Annotated in this window: 18 protein-coding genes and 1 pseudogene; 8 read left to right on the top strand and 11 right to left on the bottom strand. The window is 57.3% G+C overall.

Annotated elements, in window-relative coordinates:
• Positions 1-44: 44 nt before the first annotated feature.
• From BM029_RS05215 to BM029_RS05185, 7 genes are all read right to left on the bottom strand, one after another.
• Entirely contained in the window at positions 45-467 is a 423-nt protein-coding gene (locus BM029_RS05215; RefSeq protein ID WP_092433295.1) for a type IV pilin protein, read from the bottom strand.
• A gap of 5 nt (positions 468-472) precedes the next feature.
• Positions 473-2326 (bottom strand): pilus assembly protein, encoded by a 1854-nt coding sequence (locus BM029_RS05210; protein WP_170850988.1) that lies wholly within the window; start codon positions 2324-2326, stop codon positions 473-475.
• Between the two features lie 47 nt (positions 2327-2373).
• A complete protein-coding gene (locus BM029_RS05205; RefSeq protein WP_092433292.1) occupies positions 2374-2892 on the bottom strand; it encodes a pilus assembly PilX family protein in 519 nt (172 codons plus the stop codon).
• Positions 2889-3431: a type IV pilus modification protein PilV gene (gene pilV / locus BM029_RS05200; protein WP_092433290.1), complete on the bottom strand. Its 543-nt coding sequence runs from the start codon at positions 3429-3431 to the stop codon at positions 2889-2891. Before pilV ends, BM029_RS05205 begins: the two co-directional genes overlap by 4 nt.
• Before the next feature lie 123 nt (positions 3432-3554).
• Entirely contained in the window at positions 3555-3866 is a 312-nt protein-coding gene (locus BM029_RS05195; RefSeq protein WP_092433575.1) for a metal-sensitive transcriptional regulator, read from the bottom strand.
• 2 nt (positions 3867-3868) lie between these two features.
• Positions 3869-5392, bottom strand: a complete 1524-nt coding sequence (locus BM029_RS05190) for a sensor histidine kinase (RefSeq protein WP_092433288.1) — start codon at positions 5390-5392, stop codon at positions 3869-3871.
• Positions 5389-6072, bottom strand: coding sequence for a response regulator (locus BM029_RS05185; protein ID WP_092433287.1), 684 nt, complete (start codon positions 6070-6072; stop codon positions 5389-5391). Before BM029_RS05185 ends, BM029_RS05190 begins: the two co-directional genes overlap by 4 nt.
• Positions 6073-6484: 412 nt before the next feature.
• Between BM029_RS05185 and BM029_RS05180 the strand changes: the two genes are divergently transcribed.
• The 6 genes from BM029_RS05180 (at position 6485) to BM029_RS05155 (ending at position 15394) form a co-directional block, all read left to right on the top strand.
• Entirely contained in the window at positions 6485-7456 is a 972-nt protein-coding gene (locus BM029_RS05180) for a tripartite tricarboxylate transporter substrate binding protein (protein WP_092433283.1), read from the top strand.
• Positions 7457-7607: 151 nt separating this feature from the next.
• Positions 7608-8708: an ABC transporter substrate-binding protein gene (locus BM029_RS05175; protein WP_092433280.1), complete on the top strand. Its 1101-nt coding sequence runs from the start codon at positions 7608-7610 to the stop codon at positions 8706-8708.
• 72 nt (positions 8709-8780) lie between these two features.
• A complete protein-coding gene (locus BM029_RS05170) occupies positions 8781-10586 on the top strand; it encodes an ABC transporter permease (protein ID WP_092433573.1) in 1806 nt (601 codons plus the stop codon).
• A gap of 40 nt (positions 10587-10626) precedes the next feature.
• Positions 10627-11718 carry an ABC transporter ATP-binding protein gene (locus BM029_RS05165; RefSeq protein ID WP_092433278.1) on the top strand — a complete coding sequence of 364 codons (1092 nt, stop codon included), beginning with the start codon at positions 10627-10629 and terminating at the stop codon, positions 11716-11718.
• A gap of 174 nt (positions 11719-11892) precedes the next feature.
• The gene (locus BM029_RS05160) at positions 11893-12966 is read left to right on the top strand and encodes a porin (protein ID WP_092433277.1); all 1074 of its coding nucleotides are present in this window, start codon (positions 11893-11895) and stop codon (positions 12964-12966) included.
• A gap of 214 nt (positions 12967-13180) precedes the next feature.
• On the top strand, positions 13181-15394 hold the full coding sequence (locus BM029_RS05155) for a M3 family metallopeptidase (RefSeq protein ID WP_244544915.1): 2214 nt from the start codon (positions 13181-13183) through the stop codon (positions 15392-15394).
• Between the two features lie 173 nt (positions 15395-15567).
• Here the strand turns inward: BM029_RS05155 and BM029_RS05150 are convergent, their stop codons facing one another.
• The 4 genes from BM029_RS05150 to BM029_RS05135 are packed head-to-tail and all read right to left on the bottom strand — an operon-like array spanning position 15568 to position 19799.
• Positions 15568-16053, bottom strand: coding sequence for an asparaginase domain-containing protein (locus BM029_RS05150; RefSeq protein ID WP_092433276.1), 486 nt, complete (start codon positions 16051-16053; stop codon positions 15568-15570).
• Positions 16054-16093: 40 nt separating this feature from the next.
• Positions 16094-17560: a c-type cytochrome gene (locus BM029_RS05145; protein ID WP_211482442.1), complete on the bottom strand. Its 1467-nt coding sequence runs from the start codon at positions 17558-17560 to the stop codon at positions 16094-16096.
• Positions 17557-19158, bottom strand: a complete 1602-nt coding sequence (locus BM029_RS26050) for a GMC family oxidoreductase (RefSeq protein WP_092433275.1) — start codon at positions 19156-19158, stop codon at positions 17557-17559. Before BM029_RS26050 ends, BM029_RS05145 begins: the two co-directional genes overlap by 4 nt.
• A 2-nt stretch (positions 19159-19160) precedes the next feature.
• A complete protein-coding gene (locus BM029_RS05135; RefSeq protein WP_092433273.1) occupies positions 19161-19799 on the bottom strand; it encodes a sorbitol dehydrogenase family protein in 639 nt (212 codons plus the stop codon).
• Between the two features lie 152 nt (positions 19800-19951).
• Between BM029_RS05135 and BM029_RS05130 the strand changes: the two genes are divergently transcribed.
• Positions 19952-20704 carry an L-asparaginase gene (locus tag BM029_RS05130; protein WP_244544914.1) on the top strand — a complete coding sequence of 251 codons (753 nt, stop codon included), beginning with the start codon at positions 19952-19954 and terminating at the stop codon, positions 20702-20704.
• A gap of 296 nt (positions 20705-21000) precedes the next feature.
• Positions 21001-21203 (top strand): annotated as a pseudogene (locus BM029_RS05125) (IS4 family transposase); the annotation flags it as partial.

Raw genomic sequence — 21203 nt, 5'->3', positions numbered from 1 at the left:
AATCGTATTGCCGAGCCCGCTGTCAGCGGGCTTCTTTTTTACGACTAACGTCCCCAGCATGCCGGCAACGAGGCAGTATTGCCGATTAGTCCCCGTGCGCCGGTGTGATCCAAAGTAAATGTGCCGCATTTGTCGGCAACAACCGGCGACGCTTGCAGCTGATAGGTTGTGGCATGGGTTTGCCCGGTCATCAAACTGATCGCATACTTTGCCGTACCGCTTTGAGGCGAACGATCCAGGCCGTCCGGCAGGACAGGGGGCTGGTTATCGCTGCCGAGGTAGTTGTGATGCACGGAGAATCGACGCTCCATCCAGTTTGCCGCTTCCAGCATGATTGCTCGCGCTGCCAGGCGTTGGCTGCGCCTGACATGTTCGCTATAACTTGGTAGCGCTATGCTGCTCAGGATAGCGACGATCGCCACCACGATCATGATTTCGACCAGGGTGAAGCCTCTTTGCCTGCCCATACTCTTTACCCCTGGCTCGGATCAACGCTACTCGACGGCACCGGCAGTTGACGCCAGGCCCTTATCGGGCGTCGCGTGGCGGGGTTCAGATCAAGCGTTTGCAGCCCGCCGTCGAGGCCTCTTATGACAAGTTGCCGGCGGCCATCCGGCAGCGTGATGAAGACGGGCGTCACGGCTGACACGTCGACTTCCAGCATTGAAACATCTTGCGGGAAATCCGCGAGTGCTGCTTCGGCTGTGGCGCCGCCGGTGGCGAAATCGATTGCAATCAGATACGATTTTTCCGCGCTGGAAGAGTAGGTCAGCGCCCACAATACGCCATCGATGATTTGTAATTTTCCAATTACCTGGCCGACTTTGGCGGGCAGGTCGATGTACCAGCCGCGCTGCGTACCCCAGTTGATGATATTGCTGGTTAATTGCCATTTTCCAGCGTCGCCGTCTGTTTCTGTCAGGATTTGTTTCTGCAACTGGCTTCTACTTGCGGCAGGAGCGGCACCTGTTTTTTCCAGGATGCCATACAAGCTTGCTGTTTGCGGCTTGCTTCTGGCATCGTCGTCCGTTCTACCTGCGCCAAACATGATCATGGCGCCACCCTGGGGATGATGTTCAAGCAAAGCTTGCTGCACCAGGGATTGCATCTTGCCGCCGCTATCGGCAGCCTCAAACAGGGGACGACCGTCGAACGCGACTTGCCAGCGCTCCGGCTCGCTTGCGCTAAGATCGAATTTCCAAAGACTGCCTAGCAAGTCGCCGGCATAGGCCGTAATTGCGTCACGCTGCTGGCTAAAGACCAGAGCCGGAGTCCCCAAGCCGTTTGACGCCACGGGATCAACGGCGCCAGCCACCATTTTCTTTCTCAATCTGCCGCTAACCAGATCGACCAGAACCATGACAGCGCGTTGCTTCTCGCTCTGATAACCATTGCCATAAAGCGCAGCCCAGCTACCGTTGCGCAAACGAATCGCGAATGCCTCGCCCAGCAAATAACCCATGTCATCATCGGGTACCCCCTGGCCATCGTCTTCCGCGCTCTTTTGCCATAGGAGTGTGGATATCTGCGCTTCCGGATCGCTGACATCGATCGCAAACATGCTCTTCGCAGCGGCGCCGGTCGAACCCAGGAGGATGCTTTTCCATGCGGCGCTTCCGCTATTGCCGAGATAGGCGTCACCGGCGGTGATCTGGCCATCAACAAATAAACGGTGTGCATAGTCGATGTCGCTCAACAACGGCAAATGGTCAAAAATAGCGCTTGGGATGAAAGCAGTTTTTTCGATTCCGCTGATCGCATCGAAACCATGCAGCATGCCATCATTGGCGCCAACGTAAAGCATGGCGCGACGCTGCCTCTTGCTATCGACAAACTGCCGATAACTGCTACCGCCTTCTGCTGCGGGCAAAAACTGATAAGCTGAATCGGAGACACTGACATACAACGGTGACGAATTGACGATATCGCCGAGCTTGCCTTTGCGATCCCGGAACTGGCCGACGCCATGTTCTATTTCCAGCGCGTCGTTCCCTCGCAGGTATTGCAGGACATCCGCCGAGGACAAGATGGATTTTTGCATGTCATTCAAATGCTGCCATTCAAATGGCACTGCTTGAGCGGCAGTGCCGTCGACTCCAGTCAGGATGCGCCGTGTCTGCCACTGCGGAATCAGATCGGCAGCATCCCATTGCGCCGTTTCGGAAACGCCGCTTTTGCCGATCGGATAGGCTTTGACATGACCTTGCCATGTGGTGGCTTCGTAGCTTGTTGTATAGATGAACGGCTGCTCATCGGGCGTATTTGCAGCTTGGGCATTAACAAACATCAGCATGGCTGCGCAGATGCCGGGAAAGACAGCTTTCATGCTTGGGACCACTTCCATGAGGAGCGACGTTTTGAAGGATATGACGGTTACAAAATCAAATAACTTTGCAACACAACCACAGCCGCCGTACTCGCACCTATCCCGCGCGCGGTAACTCTGTACGCTGGCCGTTGTTGTGGAAGGTGCTGCTGGTACTGCAGATCGCCGTCGAACTGCAACTTCTCAACCAGACAACGCGATGGCATCGCAGCAGCCGCGCCTTCGCTGCCCATGCGCGGCACGGCTACCGAGACATTGCTGTTACTCCAGCTATCTGCGATTTCCCAATAGGGTTTGCTATTTGCGCCGCCGACCGGAATCGGCCCTTGCTTGAGCTGCGGTATGGTTATCGGCGATAGCTGCAGCTGGTTTCCGCAAAAACGCAGGGCATGTTCGGCGACCTGGAATGCCATCTGCTGGTTGCTGGCATTGGCGGCCATTTTTTCTTCAAGCAGCGCGGCACGCAATGCCGCGAAACCCAGAAACAACATGACCATCAGGAAAATCAACACCATGGGTAAGGCCAGGCCAGACTGTGGATGCAATTGCCGACGAAAATTCTTCATGGCGAAACCAGCGCAGCGTAGCAAGACACATCTCGATGCAACACCGGATCGGCTGCTGTTGGCTGGCAATTTCTCGCAACTGGAGTAGCGCCGTCGGCCGCAGCAAGCATATCCAGGAAATACACCTTGACCGTAAAACCATCGGCCACCGAACCGGCGATCTCACCCCAGCCGCCAGCCATTGCATCGCCCAGACCAGTGCGCCATTCATGGATATCTTTTGCCGCCAGTTCCTGCGAAGTACAACTCCCGGGATCAGGGCAGGATGGCGCAGGCTCGCCGAGCGCGGGATATGTCTGCTGCGACAGATTGTAGGCGCCGTCATGAGCGCCGCGGATATTGGCCCGCATACGATCGGCCAAATCGGCGCTGAACTGGCTTGACATAGAACGCAGGTGCGCCGTCTTCTGATAGCGCAACGCGACGATCTGCATGCTGATCAAGGCAAACACGGCGAAGACCATGATGACGATCGCCACCATCACTTCTATCATGCCGATTCCGGATTGCATCGCAGCGCGATTGCCGGCCAAGCTCATATCCGTCTCCTTTTCAGTCCAACATCTTCTGAAAAGAATTATAGAAACGGCTTGTCGACGAGGGAATAGGTTATGCGCCTAAGTGCGCAGCAGGCAATACCTAAATAAACTTCAAGCTAAACTTCAAGCAAATTTATCCAGCAGAGCCGCCAGATGCCTGGCGCTCTGCTGTACTTGCTCAGGACCGTCTGCAGCGGTGGTGTGGGTAACGATGGCATCGGTCAACAGGGTGACGAATGCCCGGTCCAGCGCCTTGCGGGCGGCGGCAAGCTGCTGGGCGACGCCATCGCAATCTGCCGGCACGGCGGCATTGGCAATCAACTTCTGCACTCCGCGAATCTGCCCTTCAACGCGCGCCAGACGGTGCAGCAAATCCTTTTTCTGCTCATCCGTCAGCGCCGTGCCGTGCACGATTTTTATAGGGGTATCGCTCAATTTCAACCTCCTTGTTTCAACGATAAAGGCAAGGGAAAACTAAGCGTGACCTTAAGACCGGGAGCCTGATCCTTACGGTCGTCTCCCGCAGAAAGCGTAATCTGCGCCTGATGCATCGAAGCGATATCGCGCACGATCGATAAGCCGAGACCGGCGCCGCCAGGGTTTTGCTGCTGCGCCGACGGTGCCCGATAAAAGGCGGAAAACACACGCTCCCGATCTTCTTCCGCGATGCCCATGCCGCTGTCTTCCACTTCCAGTATGGCACGCTGCGCCACGCTAGCCACGTCATCGCGGCGCAGCCTCAAGACGACCTTGCCGCCGACCGGCGTATAGTGAATCGCATTGTCCAGCAAATTGCTGATCAATTCGTGCAGCAGCAGTGCATTGCCATTGACTACCAACTGGTCGGTTGCGTCAAACGACAGATCGATCTGCTTTTTGACCGCGCTGCGCGCCTGCTCCAGCCCTACCTGGCGCGTAATGTCGGTCAGCGACACCGGTTCGATACCACTCTCGGCTGCCCCGTGCTCCGCACGCGCCAGTGTCAGCAGCCGATTTGCCAGATGGACGGTGGCGTCGGTGGTGCCGGCAATGCTGGCGACGATCTCACGCAAGTCTTGCCAGGCGCGGGGGTCGTTGGGATTGCGGTCGAATTCGCGCAGGGCCAGTTCGGCTTGCGTCTTGAGTACGGTGAGCGGCGTGCGCAACTGATGCGAGGCATCGGCGATGAAACGACGCTGACCGGTAATCAGCGCTTGCAGTCGTCCCATGTAGCCGTTCATGGCAACCACCAGCGGCCGCACTTCCCGGTGCACCTGGTTGACCTCGAAATCGGCCAGATCGGTGGTGGCGCGCGCTTCCACCGCCGCTTTCAACTGCATCAGCGGGCGCAATACGAAACGCACCGCAAACCACACCAGCAAAGCTGCCACCGTCACCAGCAAACCTTGACGCCACATGGTGCTGAAGAGGATTTTACGGGTCAGGTCGCTACGCGCATCCATGGTTTCGCCAACCTGGATCAGGGCGATGCCGCGCATCGAATCGTCGTACACCGGTTGATACAGGGCGGCGATGCGCACTGGCTGGTTGTGATAATTGGCGTGATAAAAGCGCACCAGCGCCGGATAGATTTCCGAGCGTGGCACGTCCGGCGGCAACGCCGGTAAATCCTCGTAGCCGGAAACGAATTCGCCGTTAGTGCCGGTGACCTTGTAATAGATGCGCCCCAGGGTATCGGTTTCGAAGCTGTCCAGCGCCACATACGGCACATCGGCGACCACCTTGCCATCGACCACCGAGACCCGCTCGGCCAGCGCCCGGGTCGAGGCTAGCAGGGCGCGGTCATACGCCAGGTCGGCCACATCAAGCGCGTTGCGATAGACGGAAAATGCATCCAGCGCTACCACCAGCAGCAAGGGAATCAGCAGCCAGCTCAACAGCTGGCTGCGCAAGCTGCCTAAGGATTTAGCCGGCTTGGACTTGTGATCAGTGCCGGCAGGATGGACTAACGGCGCCGTCATTTTTCCGCGACAACTTCCAGCAGATAACCGAGGCCGCGCAAGGTAGTAATGGCAACGGCTTCGGCATCGGTGCGCTGCAACTTCTTGCGCAATCGATGGATATAGATTTCAATTGCGTCGGGATTGGCATCGTCAACCAGCGAAAATACCTCGTCGAATAATTTTTCCTTCGATACTACACGGCCGGTGCGGCTGATCAGCACCTCCAGCACCGCATGCTCACGCGGGGTCAGCGGCAGTACTGCATTGCCATAGCTGAACATGCGCGATACCGTATCGAACTGCAACGCGCCGCAACTATAAATCGGCGCCTCGCCGCCTTGCGCGCGGCGCAGCAACGCCTTGACGCGCGCTTCCAGCTCAACCAGTTCGAACGGCTTGGCCAGGTAATCGTCGGCACCGAGATTGAGTCCCTGCACCCGGTCTTGCAAGCCGCCGCGCGCGGTCAGGATCAGTACCGGTGTTTTGCTGCCGCGGGCGCGCAGCCGCTTCAAAACTTCCAGTCCGTCCATTTTCGGCAAGCTCAGGTCCAGTATCACCAAGGCATACTGCTGGGTGTGCAGCAAACTGTCGGCGTCGGCGCCGTTCATGGCGCATTCGACCGACCAATGTGCATCCTGTAGCGCCTTGGTCAGCCAGCGCGATAACTCGACATGGTCTTCAATCAGTAAAATCCGCATGGCTATTGGCGAGTAATGGGCGAGTAGTAGCTAAAATTCAAAAAACGGTCGCCAATACTCACACAGAAAACCGCGCTTGGCAAAACCTGAGTGAAAGGAAAATGAAAGACTGCGGCCGTTATGATGTAAAAAAATGAATAAAGCCCTGGTTTCGCATTTGCTCGCATACACACCAGGGCCTGTTAACATTTGATTTGGGAGATGCGTTCAAGCCCAAACGTGTGCTGGCAAGGCGCGTGGAGCAGCAGGGGCCGAGGCCCCTGCAAGCCATGTAACGCGGCCAGCGCACGTTTGGGCTTGAACCCTCCGGGAACGGCTGCAGGCATCGCCTGCCGCGCGTTCGCACTCCCAAATCAAATGTTAACAGGCTCTGGTATTGCAGCTGAAACAACAACAGAATGGGTAGGAGACAATGACTTCCGTTATCAACTGGATTGGTGCACTCGGTGCATGTGTCACGCTAGGCGCTTACGCGGCGCCGGTGCAATGCATCGCCCCGGCAAAACCGGGCGGCGGCATGGCCGTGACTTGCAAGCTGATCCAGAAAGGCCTGCAACTGCCGGCCGTAGGTGCAAAGCAGGATACCCCCGTCAAGATCAGTTACTTGCCGGGCGGCATCGGCGCTGTGGCCTGGAATTCCATCGTCACGCAACGCCGAGCTGAAGCCGATACGCTGGTGGTGTTTTCCGGCGGCTCCCTGATGAATCTGGCGCAGGGAAAATATGGCGATGCCGATGTCAGCAATGTTCGCTGGGTCGCGGCGGTCGGCGTCGACTACGGCATGATCGCGGTGCGTGCCGACTCACCGTACAAGACCTTGCACGAGTTGCTGGACGCGCTCAAGAAAAATCCGGGCAAGATCACCATTGGCGCTGCCGGTACCGTCGGCAGCCAGGACTGGCTGAAGATTTCGATGCTGGCCAAACAAGATCAGATTGATCCCAAGACGCTGCGCTTTGTCGCATTGGAAGGCGGCGGCGAGGCATTTACGGCTTTGCACGCCGGTCATGTGCAAGTAGTTTCCGGCGATGCTTCTGAAGCCACCCTGCATTCCCTGGACGGCGAGATCCGCGTGCTGGTGGTGTTATCCGACAAGCGCCTGCCAGGCGCGCTGGCCCACGTGCCGACGGCGCGCGAGCAAGGCTTTCCGGTCAGCTGGCCGATCATACGCGGCGTCTACGTTGGCCCCCAGGTCAGCGATGCCGACTACAAACGTTGGGTCGGCACTTTCGACAAAATGATGGCGACTCCCGAATTCGACCGCCTGCGCGCCAGCAATGGCTTGTATCCATTCGCGATGAGCGGCGACAAGCTCACTGCATATATCAGGAAAACCGTTGATGACTATCACCAGCAATCGATCCAGCTTGGCTTGATCAGATAAATCCGGCTTCGACCTGCTGATCTTGCAGGTCCGGCAAAACCCCGCAAGCAATGCCAGATGGCAGCCATCACATGGCTGGCTTCTGCTCGCCTGCGCCTTTTGAATGACTTACCTCGTTCGCAGTATCCATAACTACCAGGAGATGATACCCATGCTGATCAAAAAACCTCTGGCAAGCGCGCTCGCCGTTCTGTCCCTGAGCTTGACGCTGAATGCTTCGGCTCAGACGCCTGCAGGCTACCCGGCCGACTACGCCAAAATTGTCGACGGAGCCAAGAAAGAAGGCAAGCTGGTGATTTACAGCGCCACCGATTCCAAGGCGGCAGAACCTTTGATCAAAGATTTCAGCGCGCTTTATCCAGGCGTTAAAGTTGAATTCAACGACATGAATTCGACCGAGGTATACAACCGCTTCATCTCGGAAGCAGCTGCCGGCGGCGCCACTGCCGACGTGCTGTGGTCTTCGGCGATGGATTTGCAATTCAAGCTGGTCAGCGAAGGTTATGGCGCGGTGTACAAATCGCAGGAAGCCGCTGCAATTCCGGCCTGGGCCAACTACAAGGATAGCGCTTACGGCACAACTTTCGAGCCGCTGGCAATCGTCTATAACAAACGACTGGTCAGCGCCGACGAAGTACCGTCGACCCATGCCGAACTGACCAAGCTGCTGATCACCAAGGCCGACAAGTTCCGCAACAAGGTCACCACCTACGATATCGAAAAATCCGGCGTCGGCTTTTCCTTCATTACCGAAGATGCGCAAATCAATCCGCAATTCTGGGATCTGGCAAAAGCCTTCGGCGATGTCAGCGTCAGAGTGCAATCGTCGACCGGCACCATGCTGGAAAGAATTTCGTCCGGCGAGAACCTGATCGGCTACAACGTGATCGGCTCTTACGCCCAGGCTCGTGCTGCAAAGGATCCGTCGCTCGGCGTCACTTTCACCAAAGATTACAACCTGGTGCTGTCGCGCGTGGCGTTCATCAACAAATCTGCAAAGAACATGAATGCAGCCAAACTGTGGATCGACTATCTGTTGTCGAAACGCGGCCAGACCATCATTTCGAATGAATCCCAGCTGTATTCATTGCGTTCGGATGTCAGCGGCCACGCGACGCTGGCGAGCCTGACGACACAACTCGGCACCGCCCTCAAGCCAATCGCGATTACACCGGACTTGCTGCACTACCTCGACCAAACGAAGCGCTTGGCATTCCTGAAGCAATGGAAAGCCGCTGCAGGGAAAAAATAACTTAACAACGTCATCCCTGCGTAAGCGGGGATGACGGCTTTTCAAGATTCCGGTTTTCTGCAAGGTACAACTATGTCATCCATTTCTCCTCCCCATCCGCTGGCAAGCCGTTCCCGGCTGGCGCGCCTTAACTGGCCGCGCGGACTGGTGGTTACGCTGGCGGCGATAGCCATTTTTCTGCCGCTGGTATTGATTTTTTATCAAAGCTTCTTATCCGCGCCGTTTTTCGCGCCGGTCAAAACCCTGAGCCTGGAACCTTATCGCTTCATTTTCGACGATCCTGATTTCCGCCAGGCTTTCATTAACGGCTTGTTGCTGGCTACCGGCCTCGCCTTTATCGCCGTGCCGCTGGGCGGCATGCTGGCGTTCCTGATGGTGCGCACCGATCTGCCTGGCCGCAACTGGATTGCGCCGATGCTGCTGGTGCCGATTTTCGTATCGCCGATGGTGATCGCTTTCGGTTACGTTGTCTCGATGGGCCCGGTCGGTTTCTATACGGTGTGGGTGCAGGATCTGCTGCGGATGATCGGCATCGAAGCGACGCCATGGAATGTGTATGCCTTCCCCAGTATTGTCATCATCGCCGGCCTGACTCATGTCCCGCACGTTTATCTGTACGCCTCGGCTGCGCTGAAGAGCCTGGGCGCCGACGTTGAAGAAGCTGCCCGCGTGGCCGGCGCTTCGCCGTTGCAAGTGGCGCTGAATGTCTCGCTGCCAATGATCATGCCGGCGCTGGCCTATGCCGGCGTGCTGGTGTTTTTCCTGGGTTTCGAAGTGTTCGGCCTGGTGTTGGTTCTGGGCGATCCGGAAGGCCATCTGGTACTGCCGACTTATTTGTACAAGCTGACAAACAAACTCGGCACCCCCTCCTATCATTTGATGGCTGCGGTTGCGGTGTGTCTGGTGGCGGTGACCTTGCCGCTGGTGATGATCCAGCGCTGGCTGCTGCGTTCGGCCAACAAGTATGTCTCGATCAAGGGCAAGGGCGCGCGCCAGAAAGCGCTGCCGCTGGGTAAATGGAAATGGCTGGCGTTTAGCCTGATCGCCGCCTGGCTGATTTTCACGATCGTGATTCCATTATCCGGCATCGCCTTGCGTGCGTTTGTGTCGCATTGGGGTTACGGCGTATCGCTGATGGATACCTTGACCTTGCAGCACTTCCGCGATATCTGGGACCAGCCGGCGCTGGTGCGCGGTATCGTCAACACCATCATGATCGGTGTCATCGGCGGCGCGATTGCGGTGGCCTGCTATTGCTGTGTCGCGCTCGCCATGCATCGCAAATCGGATGGCATCACGCGCTTCCTCGATTACAGCGTGCTGATTCCGCGTGCTGTACCGGGCTTGCTCGCTGGCCTGTCGTTCCTGTGGGTGTTCCTGTTCGTACCATCCTTCCTCGATAGCATGCTGAAGGGTTATGACAACGTAGTGGCGCAATGGCTGGTGGAGAATTTCATTCCGCAATTGCGTGAGCTGCGCTCCACCATTTTCTCGGTGTGGCTGGCGTACTCGGTAGTGTGGCTGGCGTACGGCTTGCGCCTGATCACCACGGCGCTGCTGCAAGTCGGTCCGGAACTGGAAGAAGCGGCACGTGCGGTTGGCGCTCGCCGTGCTCAGGTGACACGCGATGTCACGTTGCCGCTGGTGCGTTACGGCGTACTCGGTGCGTGGTTGATGGTGTTCCTGATTTTCGAACGCGAATATTCGACCGGCGTTTATCTGCTGTCGCCCGGCACGGAAGTCATCGGCGCCTTGATCGTTTCGCTTTGGGCCTCGGGCTCTGTCGATCTGGTTGCCACTCTCTCCTTTATCAACATCACGCTGGTGGCCATCGGCCTTGGCATTGCACTGCGCTTTGGCGTGAAGTTGCACGACTAGATTGCACAAATAAGTTGCATCACATAATCAGGAAATCATCATGAGTGAATTAAGCGTCAATAACTTGCATCTCGACTACGGCAGCGGCGCTAGCGCCAATCCGATACTCAAAGGTGTGTCGATGGAATTGCAGCGCGGTGAAGTGGTTGCGCTGCTCGGACCATCCGGCAGCGGCAAGACCACTTTGCTGCGCGCGGTAGCCGGCCTGGAATCGCCGAAGTCGGGCAACATCCAGATCGGCGAACGCGCCATGTTCGACGGCCAGCGCAAGCTGGAAATACCGGCGGAAGAACGTAATCTGGGCCTGGTGTTCCAGTCCTACGCGCTGTGGCCGCACAAGACTGTGTTCGACAATGTCGCCTACGGTTTGAAGCTGCGCAAAATGAACGGCAGCGACATTGCCGAGCGCGTCAAAACGGTATTGAACCAGCTCGGCCTCGGCCATCTGGGCGATCGTTTCCCGCATCAATTGTCCGGTGGCCAGCAGCAGCGCGTCGCGATTGCCCGTGCACTGGTGTACAACCCGCCGGTCATCCTGCTGGACGAACCGTTATCCAACCTGGATGCCAAGCTGCGCGAAGAAGCGCGCGCCTTTCTGCGTGAGCTGATCGTGCGGTTAGGTTTGTCGGCGTTGATGGTGACGCACGACCAGGCCGAGGCCATGGCGATTTCCGATCGCATCCTGTTGCTCAACAACGGCAAGATCGAACAGCAGGGTACACCGCAACGCATGTATGAAACCCCGGATACGTTGTTCACGGCGGAGTTCATGGGCAGTAACAACCGCCTGCGGGCCAAGGTGCTGCAACACGACGGCGAACAAGCCTTGCTGCAGGTCGAAGGCGGCAACGTGAAGGCAACACTGCGTGGCCAGGCCATCAATAACGACGGCAAGGATGCAGTCGCGATTATCCGCGTCGAGCAAGTCAACATCTCGGACACACCTGTGGATAACGCCATCAAGCTGCCGCTGTCGACCTGCATGTATCTGGGCGACCGGTGGGAATGCGTGTTCCGCAACACCGACGCAAGCGGTACCGACAGCACCGTCTTGCGCGCCTATGCACGGCAACGGCTGGCGCCGGGCGAGTACTGGCTGCAATTGCCGCAAGTCTCGCTGTGGGCTTTCTAGCCAGAGATGTATAGATATAGAGATATAGAAACAGGAAAGGGGGAGTCATAAAAGGGGAGCTCTATCGATATCCGACAACAGCCTTTGTGCAGCTTAACCATCACCGCACAGTCAACAACAAAATCGCAGTAAAAAAATCGCATTAAAAAAATATTACACAACGGAGGAACAACAATGAAAAGAAAACACCTGGCGACAGCCACCTTTGCTGCACTTGGCTTGCTGGCATCCGGCGCTTATGCGCAATCCAGCGTCACTGTTTACGGTCTCGTCGATACCGGCGTCGAATATGTGAATAACGCCAATGCCAACAAGGATGGCGTGGTCCGCCTGAGTTCCGGCGCGATGAATACCTCGCGCATCGGCTTCCGCGGCACCGAAGATCTGGGCGGCGGGTTGAAGGCCGTATTCCAGCTGGAAAACGGCTTCAAGACCGATACCGGCGAATTCGATAGCGCCGGCCTGCTGTTCGGCCGCCAAGCCAACGTGGGCCTGGAAGGTAGCTTCGGACGCATCGTTGCCGGCCGTTCCTACTCAACCACCTATGACTTCATCTTGCCGTTCGACCCTATGGGTTATTCCGGCCAGTATTCATGGGTGACTTCGGCCGGCGCTACCGGCGGCCGTAAAGACGGCATGCTGACCAACCTGCCGAACATGCTCAAGTACACGGGAAAATTCGGCAGCTTCAAGCTGGGCGCAACCTATGGCTTCGGTGAAGTCGCAGGCAGCACCGGCGACACAGCAAAATACGCGCTGGGCGTTGGTTACGAAAACGGACCGTTCCGGGTCGCAGCGACATTCGACCGGGTCGACGGCACCGCGGCCATCGCCGGCGGCGCTTACGACAAGGCCACCAGCATCCACCTGGCCGGCGATTACCAGCTGAGCAGCACGCTGGGCCTGGACCTGGGTTATCGCAACTACAAGAAGACGCTGGCATCGAATGCGGCCGATCTTCGTAGCGATTTCTTCTGGGGCGGCGCTACCTACAAGGTAACGCCGGTAGTAACGCTGATCGGCGCTGTCTACTATCAGAACATCAAGAATGTAGCCAGCGGCAAGGATGCTGATCCGATCATGTATTCGGTACGCGGCAAGTATGCACTCTCGAAACGCACCGACCTGTACCTGAGCGCGGCCTATGCCAAAGCCAAGAACCAGCAACTGGTTGGCGTGTCGCGTGACGACGTTGCCTATGGCACCAGCCAGACCGGTGTTATCGGCGGGATTCAGCACCGGTTCTAAAGTTCGCATTATTGCCTGGCGAGACGCAATATAACTTGCGTCGTTACCGGGCTGCTTTTTTACACGAAAGACATGGCGTATTTTTTGTCATGTCTTTCGTGTTTTTTTTACATCCGGTTTTTATCAATATAGTCCGTGATCCCCCCGACCTTGAATGCTGACGTAGAATGTTTCGTCAAAAAAATAATTCCCAGAACCAATATCAGGAGAATTGATGCAAATTTCTACACGATGTATTTCACGACATATTTCGCTATGCGGATTGATGTTAGCTGCGGCTGCGGGAATGATGGGATGCTCGGCTATTGGCGATACGCCAACCAAGACATCACAAGCCACCGCCACCGCAGCGCTCGCTGCAAGTTCTCCCTTCGCCCAGATCAGTTCCCTGCCTTACAACTTGCCGCCGTTCGACAAGATCAAGGACAGCGACTACAAACCGTCATTCGAAGCCGGGATGGCGCAACAACGCCAGGAAGTCAACGCGATCGCCGCCAATCCGGCGGCGCCGAGTTTCGACAATACGATCCTGGCGCTGGAGCGTTCCGGCCAAATGCTGACACGCGTCTCGGACGTGTTTTTCAACCTGGTCAGCACCAATACCAGCCCTGAGCTGGACCAGACCCAACAAGACATCGCGCCCAAGCTGGCTGCGCACAAAGACGCCATCTTTCTGGATCCGCAATTATTTGCCCGCGTAGATCAGCTATATCAACAACGCAGCACGCTGGGCCTCGATCCCGAATCGCTGCGGCTGCTGGAGCGCTATCACATTGAATTCGTCCGCGCCGGCGCCCGTTTGTCGGCGGCCGACAAGGACCAGTTGCGCACGCTGAACCAACAAATTTCCACGCTCACCACGCAATTCCAGCAAACCCTGCTGAAAGCGAATAACGACGGCGCTATAGTGGTCGACAAACGAGCCGATCTGGACGGCTTGTCGGCTGAGTCCATCGCCGCCGCCGCGCAAGCCGCGAGCGACCGCAAGCTCGACGGCAAGTGGCTGATCGCACTGCAGAACACGACCGACCAGCCGCTGCTGGCGCAGCTCAAGAATCGCCAGCTGCGCGAACGGATCTATACCGCCTCGATCACCCGTGCGAATGGCGGCAGCGACGATAATGTCGCGGCGGTCGCCCAGATCGTCAAACTGCGCGCCCAGCGTGCCGCATTGCTGGGTTACCCAAACCACGCCGCCTATGTGCTGGAAGACGAAACCGCCGGCACGCCCGAAGCCGTCAACCGCATGCTGGCACAACTGGCGCCGGCAGCCGCAGCCAACGCCCGTAAGGAAGCAGCTGTGATGCAACAGCTAATAGACCGCCAGGCTAAAGCCAGCCATACCAAGCCATTCAAGTTGCAGCCGTGGGACTGGGCGTTTTATGCTGAACAGGTACGCAAGGCGCGCTACAACTTCGATGAATCCCAGACCAAGCCTTACTTCGAATTGAATCATGTCTTGCAGGACGGCGTGTTCTACGCGGCCCACGAGTTATATGGCTTGAGCTTCAAGGAACGCACCGATCTGCCGGTCTACCAGAAAGATGTACGCGTATTCGAAGTGTTCAACCACGATGGTTCGCCATTGGCCCTGTTCCTGTTCGACCCTTTCGCGCGTGAAAACAAGCAGGGCGGTGCCTGGATGAACAGCTATGTCGCGCAATCGCGGATGTTCGGAACCAAACCGGTGGTGTCCAACAATATCAACATCGTCAAACCGCCGGCCGGCAAACCTGTATTGCTCACTTTCGACGAAGTCAACACCATGTTCCACGAGTTCGGCCATGCGTTGCACGGCATGTTCTCCAACGTCGAATATCCGCGCTTCTCAGGTACCGAAGTGCCGCCCGACTTCGTCGAATATCCGTCGCAATTCAATGAAATGTGGTCGCACAATCCACAAGTTCTGGCGCACTATGCCAAGCACTACAAGACCGGTAAGCCGATGCCGCAGGCGCTGGTTAACAAGGTCCTGGCTGCACGTAAATTCAATGCCGGTTTCGATAGCTCTGAGTATCTGGCGGCTTCAATACTGGACCAGGCCTGGCACCAGTTGCCGGCGGACCGGACTCCAGCGGCCAAGGACGTCATGGCGTTTGAGGCGAAGGCGTTGCAGACTGCAGCCGGCAGCGATGGTTATGTAGTGCCGCCCCGTTACCACACAGCGTATTTCCAGCACATCTTCGCCAACGGTTATTCGGCCGGTTATTACGCGTATATCTGGAGCGACGTGCTGGCCAAGGATACCGAGCACTGGATGGATACCCACGGCGGCTTGAAACGCGCCAACGGCGACCTGTTGCGCTCCAAGGTGCTGTCGCGCGGCTTCAGCGCCGATCCGAGTGCTTTGTTCAAGGACTTCTACGGACGCGGGCCGGAAGTCGGCCCGTTGCTGGAGGCTCGTGGATTGACGGAAGCCGCAAAGTAATCTGAATCAACGTAAAAACGGGGCAGAAAATCTGCCCCGTTTTTTTTCGTCTTGGAAGTCCGTATTGGAGTCGAGTAGGGTGGGCAAGTTTTTTTTCCCACGTGTTAGCAAGATAACCGGTACGAGAAAATTTGCGGTCCGCGTGGGCATTCATGCCCACCCTACGGAAGCTGTCACAGCGGTTCAAACACTCCCGCCGCCCGATTTTTTTCGACTTTATCCCACGCAAAAATCTTGCCGTTCATCGCCACATACACGCCAGGAGGCAAGGCTTGCGCAACGCCGCAAGCAAAGCCGAAATTGAACAGCGCATCGGAATTGGCAATCGAGTAGGGAATCATCGCGCCAGTCACCACGATGGTCTTGTCCAGCGCAGCAGCACCCAACACGGCCGCAGTCTCACGCATGGTGTCGGTGCCGTGGATGATCACTATCGACTGTTCCGCAGCATGGGTACAAGAAGCCAGCACGCGTCGGCGATCTATATCCTGCATGTCGAGTGAATCCAGCAAAGGCAATTCTTCCAACGCGATTTCGGTAGTGATGCGCGCGCGCTTGATCACTTGCGGCAGGTGGCTGGCGGCAAAAGTCAGTTTGCCGGCGATCTCGTCGTAATGCTTATCGAAGGTGCCGCCGGTGGCGATAATACGTAAAGCCATGGGAATTAGTTTCCTTTTCAATAATTATGGTTGATCGCGCTCACTTCGGCGGGGCACGTGGAGCAGGCGGCCGAGGCCGACGACGCGCAAACAACGAAAACAGTATAAATACCACGATCAGCGCTGCCGCCGCCAGCCCCCACGGCAATAAAGACAGCATGGGTGAAACCGGTCCCCCCTGACGTTGGGTTTTGACCATTTCAGGAGTGATGGTTGGCGCGTCCGCGTGGCCGTATTGCTTCAGAATGTAGTTGGTCAGCGTTGCAATCTGGGCATCGTTCAGATGATCTGCGAAGCCGGGCATGAAGGCTTCGCCATCCTTGCCGCCGCGCTGCACGCCGTTGAGGATCACCATCAGCAGATTGCCTGGCTCGGGCGCGCCGACCACGCTGTTGCTGAACAACGACGGGTAATAACCGCCGACCACACCGCTGCCGCTAGCCGAGTGGCAGCTGGCGCAGTTCCCGCTGAATAACTCTGCACCGCCGGAAGCATTGCTGCTGACCGATACTGCGGCTACGCCGCGCAAATCGGCGTCGTCGTCTGCAGGTTGGCCCCAGGCGTAACGTGGCTTCTTGTCGGCCGCATCACTGATGGCCGGCACGCTGCGCATGTAAGTAACTATCGCCTTCAGGTCGGCGTCACTCATATATTGCAGGCTATGCTCGATCGCTTCAGCCATGCTGCCGGCAGCGGAAGCCTTGCCTGGCACCAGGCCGGTTTTCAGGTACTGGGTCACTTCTTCGTCTTTCCAGCCGCCGATGCCGCTGACCGGATCAGGTGTGATGTTGAATGCCGTCCAGCCACCCAGTTGCGCGCCACCGAAAGAACGTTTGAGGTCGACACCCATGGTCAGGTTACGTGGTGTATGGCATTCCTGACAGTGGGCCAGTCCTTCCACCAGATAAGCGCCTCGATTCCATTCGGGGCTCTTGGCTGCGTCGTCCTTCCATTCGCCCGCCTTGAAATTGAACAGGTTCCAGCCGGCCAGGATCCAGCGCTGGTTGAGCGGGAAAGGTAAATTGTTTTCCAGGTTTTTTTGCTGTATCGACGGCAGGCTGAACAGATAAGCCTTGATCGCCAGCACGTCGTCGCGCGACAGTTTGGTATAGGAAGCGTAGGGCATTGCAGGGTACAGGTGCTTACCTTCGTCATCGATACCATTGTGTAGCGCGCGAATGAAATCTTCATCGCTCCAGTTGCCGATGCCGGTCTCTTTGTCGGACGTGATGTTGGGGCCGTAGATGGTGCCGAACGGTGTCGCCAGCGGATAACCGCCGGCGAACGGCTTGGCCGCGTCGATCGTGTGGCAGGCGATACAGTCGGCAGCTTTAGTCAGGTACGCGCCACGCGTGATCTGGTCGGCATTGGGAGGGGCGGCGGGTGTGGTCGAGACTGTAGCCGGTGCGGCATCCGCAGCAGCCGCGCCGTGCGCCATGCCGGCGACCAGAACCATGCCGCCGATCCAGCGGGCGAGGCGGTAAGTGAATTGAGAGCGGGCCGTCATAGCACTGTCCTCAAAGTATCAGCGATGCGTAAAGACAGCGCGGCAATCGTCAAAGTGCAATTCACCGTGCCGGCCACCGGCATCACCGAACCGCTGGCGATGAACAGGTTTTCGTGATCGTGTGAACGGCAATGGGCATCGACCACCGAATCACGTGGATCGCCGCCCATGATGGTGGCGCCCATGATGTGATTGTTGGGTGCGAAATCGTCGTCGAATTTGATGTCCGTGCCGCCGAACATGGCGGCGATGCTGGCATAGGCCTGGTGCGTCAGCACTGCGCTTTTCTTGACGTAATCGTTGATCGAATAGGTAATCTCCGGCTGCGGAATGCCAAGCGCATCGCGCTTTTCCGTACTTGGCCGTATGCGGTTTTGCGGATCCGGCAGGATATCGTGGAAGCTGTTGATATTTACTGTACGTGCGGCGCGACGGCGGATTTCCTGATTCAGTTTGACGCCGACCAGACCGTCTTTCAGAGCCGTCTGCGCAGCGTGATTGGTTTGCGCCATATTATTCAAATGCAGCTTCTTGGCAGCATATTCGGCGCGGAAAGCGCCATCGCGCATATCGACGATGGAAGTCATTTCTATCGGGCCGCGCCCCGGCCACAGGTCTTCATTGGCAAGGAAGGTGACGCCGGTGCCGGGATGATCCATCAGGTTGCGGCCGACCTGGTCCGAGCTGTTGCCCACGCCGTTGCCATGCTTGTCGTCGGTGGACATCAGCATCAGTTTGGGAATCTCGATGCCGTTCGCTGCCAGCACGAAGTACTTGCCGGTGACCCTGTGGGTAACTCCCTCCGGATCTTTGTAGTGCACTGCGCTGATGCGCTCTTTGGCGTCGACTTCTATCCGATAAACCACGGCGTCCGCCAGCACCTTGGCGCCGGCTTTTTCAGCTTTCTCGACATGGATGATGCCGCTATACATAGCGGCGATCGGACAGATCGGCATGCAGTTGTTGTTACCGCAGCAGTTAGGCCGTTGATCGTAGGCGCGGCTGTTGCGCGCCACCGGTTCCGACACGACTTTGTGGCCGTTACTGTTGACCACGGCGCTGAAGCGCTGGTCGTTCCAGGATAGCGGCAGGTGATCCATCGGGTAAGGTTGCTTGCGCGGCGAGCCGAGATCGGTGCCGTCGTTGGGGCCGGATACGCCCAGTTCGACTTCAGCCCGATAGTAGTAGGGTTCCAGTTCGTCGTAGCTGATGGGCCAGTCGCGGCCGACGCCGTATAACGTTTTCATCTTGAAATCATTGGGCAGGAAGCGCCAGGCGGCTGCGGCCCAGTGCCAGGTGGTGCCGCCTACCGCGCGGATGTATTGCGAATTGTATTTATGCGTGCCCTTGAGGATCAGGTAGTTATTTTCCGGCGTGTATTCGGGATGCGGTGCATATTTGGTGGACGGATAGGGCACCATGAAATCGTCTTTGCTCGGTGTATTCCGATAATTTTCGACGATGCGCCAGCGCTCCAGCCGCGGCCCCGCTTCCAGCACCAGCACCGAAGCGCCGGACAGGGCCAGTTGATGCGCCACCAGGGCGCCGGCGACACCGGAACCGACAATCACAACATCCGCAGATAAGTTGTCAGCCATAGTCAAACCCTCGCTTTCAAGACTGCCGGTTGGGTAATCCAGTAGCCGGGGGCGGCACGACAATAGGTCGGCACCACGACGGCATCGCGCACCTGGTCGAACATCAATGCCTGTTCGAATGCGATTACCTTGGCGCCGCCGGTTACGCCACCGTCGCCGACGACACCCAGATACCATGCGCTGACAATCCGGTGCAAGACCAGCGATAGCGCACTGCCGGCGCCGACTGCGGCAGCCAGGTTATCGACGTCCTTGATATTTTTTTCGATGCTGAATTGCCACAACGCCGCAGCTTGTTTCTCAAACTCGATCGCTTGTGCGCTCAATGCGCTATACAGTCTTGCTCCTATGCGCGGGTTGAGTTTCGGCGCGCCGGTCAACAATGTCGACAAGGCCATGAAATCGGTTTGCTGCTGGTTGCTTGCGCTGGGTGGGGAACTGGTAGAACCGGAGGTGGAGGCAGGAGTGACGGTCTGGGCTGAAGCTTGCCGCAGCCAGTATGGGATGCTCATCGTCGCGAAACTGAGGCCTCCCAATAGCATGAGATTGCGCCTGCCGACGGAAAACGCGCCGCTATCGGTGGCTGCTGTGATGGGCTGGTCGCTTGATCGCTCGTCTACAACTGATGGACGTTGCTTCATATGGCTAGTCCTTTCTACCTTGGGGGGTTGCTTGATTATACTGAGGTAAGCAAATCGATGTTGCGCCTTTTGCCTATCCTATGAAAACGCGGCGCAGCGGCTACACTGGTAACATTTGCCATAAGCGTGCACTTTTTTAAGAATTCCGACTCATGAAACCCATCGCTCCCGGCACCGTTATTTTTCACCGCTTTCGCGGCTACGGCGTAATCACCTCGGTTAACCTGTTAACCGGCTGGATAGCTGCGCGTTTCGGCAGTGAGAAGCGGACGCTGGATTTGAATCTGTCTTCCGACGAAGTGCAGCACGCAGATGGCGAACCCATCATGTTCCGTCACGCACCGCCAGACCGTATGCCGCACGCTCGCCTGATGGCGCTGGTGCGCGAATTGCATCGCGCCGGCTATCAACGGCTGTATCTGTACAGCTGGCCCAAACCGTCCGGCTTGCACTGGCGCTGGCATCTGTTTTGCGGACGTCGCAGCTGGATGGAACGGCCGCGGCGTGAAGGCTGGTACGGGTCCGGCGCCGATTACAATTTCAATCCGATCCTGGGCTGGGGCGACCAGCCCGGCGCTTCGATACCGGAACTGGCAAGCGCGCTGGCGCAGTTCGATCCGCATGGCCTGGCGCAGGCATTGGGAAACGATGAAGACCATAGCAACTGGTTTGCCAAGGTGTGCGATGCCTTGCTGCCGGATTATGCCTTCAGCCTGGGCTGGAGCGAGGGCGTCATGCCGCATAGCTTGCCGGTGATCCCGGTGCGCAAGAACGTGCCTGAATATAGCGGCCCGCCATTGCCATGGCCGCCGGGCTGGAAAACCATGTGGCATGACACGACGCTAGCCGCGCCGGCAGCCCGGCTGAACAAGTTGATTCTGCCCAGTGGGGCCGATGATGACTGATTGCCTTTCGGTTGCTAATCGATGACATAGTGATCTGGGGTCGGAGTCGACTTTCGCAGGTTTTATCGCGAAACTCGACTCTGACCTCACATCACGGCTTCGGAGAGCGGTAGCTCACTTATCGCCGGTTTGTTTCTTTTTGTTTCACTGCTTGTGCTCCGTGGTCCACTAAGCGGGGTCAGAGTGGAATGGCACTTACTTAAGCGCTAAGTGCCTGAATTAGTGAGGAAAAACAGGCTGGCAAGATGGTAAGCTTAAGTCGCCAAACCATCGCCACCATCCAAGAGCCAGCCCTCATGCATAGTAATCGTTCTGTGTTATCTCGGCAACGTCGGGTTCGACATCACGCTGCCACCAACGACGCATTTCGTTTTTTCGATCTACTTACTTCGCCGGAACTATTTGACACACTGGAGGCGTCGTTGCCGGTTCACCGTGAACGGCTCTTCGCGCCAACGGAGACGCTGTCGATGTTTATGGCTCAGGCGATGAAACCGGA

The sequence above is a fragment of the Collimonas sp. OK607 genome (assembly GCF_900111995.1).
Taxonomy (GTDB): Bacteria; Pseudomonadota; Gammaproteobacteria; order Burkholderiales; family Burkholderiaceae_D; genus Collimonas.
Note: the sequence above shows the minus strand (reverse complement) of the source record. Positions and strands in the feature narration are given on the sequence as shown.